This window comes from Mesobacillus sp., assembly GCF_049588175.1.
Taxonomy (GTDB): Bacteria; Bacillota; Bacilli; order Bacillales; family Cytobacillaceae; genus Mesobacillus.
Genome location: NZ_JBAVFI010000056.1, coordinates 1 through 2,403 on the forward strand (window position 1 = coordinate 1; position 2,403 = coordinate 2,403).

3 protein-coding genes are annotated in these 2,403 nt (G+C 45.4%); 2 read left to right on the forward strand and 1 reads right to left on the reverse strand.

Going from position 1 to position 2,403, the window contains the following annotated elements:
- On the forward strand, nt 1-393 hold a 393-nt coding region (locus WB217_RS01295), incomplete at its 5' end, for an MFS transporter (RefSeq protein WP_423989914.1).
- A 23-nt stretch (nt 394-416) separates the two neighbouring features.
- Here the strand turns inward: WB217_RS01295 and WB217_RS01300 are convergent.
- Nucleotides 417-1,361, reverse strand: a complete 945-nt coding sequence (locus WB217_RS01300; protein ID WP_423989916.1) for a DMT family transporter — start codon at nt 1,359-1,361, stop codon at nt 417-419.
- Between the two features lie 193 nt (nt 1,362-1,554).
- Here WB217_RS01300 and WB217_RS01305 point away from each other — a divergent pair.
- The coding region (locus WB217_RS01305; protein WP_423989918.1) for an HAD-IC family P-type ATPase at nt 1,555-2,403 on the forward strand (849 nt) is incomplete at its 3' end.

A 2,403-nucleotide genomic window follows, 5' to 3' on the forward strand; every position in this document is an offset into this window, starting at 1 on the left:
AGCGACAAGCTTGGCAGAAGAACGGTTTTAATTACGATTACACTCTCTGGATTTATTTGCTTTACCACCGCAGGGCTTTTGGAGGATTCCACAACAGGCTTGCTGATCTGCTTCTTCCTGGCAGGAACGGTTCTTGGATCCACTTTTTCACTCGGCATCAGTTATATGGCCGATTTGCTTCCTAAACAGCTCTTGCCGGCAGGAAACCTGATGTGCGGAATCTTTTTCAGCTTTGGCAGCATCAGCGGTCCATTCATCGGTGGTATAGCGATTGAACTATTAGAAGGAATCAGCTTTTTCTATGTCGTCAGCACGATGCTGCTGCTTATCTTCATCGCACTTGTAGCAGTCCGGCCTGAAGGCTCATCACAACACGAACCAAAGTCTGCCTAGCCATGATCAGCAAAACAGCCTCCCTATTTTGAAGGGAGGCTGTTTTTTGCTGCTTTTCGTGCTGGACGGTTCACAAGCACGATTCCGGCTACAACTAAAATCAATCCAGCAATAACAAAATAATGCAGTGGTTCATCGAGCAGAATGGATGATAAAATCACGCCGAATACCGGCACTAAAAATAAATATAATGACACTTTTCCGACCTGATTGTATTTCATGACATTATTCCATAAAATAAAGCCCGCTGCTGACAGGAATGCCAGGTAAACAAGCATCAGTATCGATTTCAGGTCAAAACTGAAAGGCACGAGCCCTACAGAAAACCCGCCAATGGCAACGAGGCCAATCGACCCGAGGATCATCTGATAGGCGGTCATATAAATGACCTCCATTTTGGCACTGCCTTGCTTCGCAAGTATATTGCCATAGGCTCCTGCAAGCATCGCGAGCATCAATAAGACTTCTCCAATCCCGAAGTGTATTTCATACTCTCCATTCGGCCAGTTGGCAAAAACAACCCCTGTAAAGCCAATCATCAGCCCTCCGACCTTTAAACGGTTCATCCTGTCATCAGGATAGAGCAAATGGGCCAGCAGGATTTGAAAAAATGAAGTCGTCCCAGCGATAATTGAGCCTTGAATGCCAGTTGAGTAACTGAGTCCGATATAAAATAGGACATATTGCAGGAAGGTTTGGAACAAGCCGATCTTTAATAACGGAAGAGTCGTATCCGGCCTAAACTTCATATCCCTTTTCAGCAACAGGAACAAAATGAGGATGAGAAGCCCGGCAAGCAGGAAACGGTACCCTGCGAACAGCATCTGTTCACCCATCTCCTCCGGCCTGATATCAAGGCTCTTGTAGCTTAATTTTATAAACGGAAAAGCACTCCCCCAGAGGAGAGTTGCCCCAGCAGCCGATACCGCAATTCCCAGCGGGTGGGTGAAAAAGTCTTTAGTTGTCATCAATATGTCTCCTTAGGCTATAGCATAATTCTTTTATAAATCATATATTGTATGGTAACATAATAGTGAAAACTATATGTATCATTTGCTCTGGCTTTTCGCTGTCATCATTCCGATGACAGCTTTCGTATTTTTTAAGGGTATTGATTGTGATTATTAGTATCAATTAGAGGTTGAAAAGGAGGAGAGAAACATGGCTCAGGGAGCGAATGCCTTGATGAAGCAAAAGTCTGTTCCTGAAGTTAGTATCATGGAAAAAATAAAGCCCCACGCAGAACTGATTGCCGCGATAGTCAGCGGAATCTTAATTGCTCTCGGCTGGATCCTCAGTAAAGGAGATTCAGAGACAGCATCCGTTACAGCTTTCATCCTTGCCTATGTGATTGGCGGGTTTGCGAAAGCAAAAGAAGGCATAGAAGCAACAATCGAGGAAAAAGAACTGAATGTGGAAATGCTGATGATTTTCGCTGCGATCGGCTCTGCGATCATCGGCTACTGGACGGAAGGCGCTATTTTAATCTTTATTTTTGCCATGAGTGGCGCGCTGGAAACGTACACGATGAACAAAAGCCACAAGGAAATCTCCTCCCTAATGGAACTTCAGCCGGAGGAAGCGCTGAGGATTACGAACGGTACAGAGGAAAAAGTACATGTCTCAAAGCTGACAATAGGCGACTTGATTTTGGTTAAGCCGGGAGAAAGAATTCCCTCTGACGGCAAAGTTGCTAAAGGGCAGACAACGATTGACCAGGCCGCGATCACCGGAGAATCGATCCCGGTTTCCAAGGATGCAGGCGACGATGTTTTCGCAGGAACGGTTAACCTGACAGGCTCGCTTACTGTAGAAATTACGAAGCCAAATAATGAAACATTGTTTCAGAAAATCATTCAGCTAGTACAGAACGCACAGAGCGAGAAGTCCCCTTCCCAGCTTTTTATCGAAAAATTCGAAGGAACATATGTGAAGGCTGTGCTCGCAGTCGTTTTGCTGATGATGTTTGTTCCCCACTTCCTGCTGGGATGGAGTTGGACGGAAACCTTC

Excerpts from the sequence above, each read along its gene's own strand:
- WB217_RS01300 (WP_423989916.1), bottom strand. The coding sequence starts at position 1,361 with ATGACAACTAAAGACTTTTTCACCCACCCGCTGGGAATTGCGGTATCG.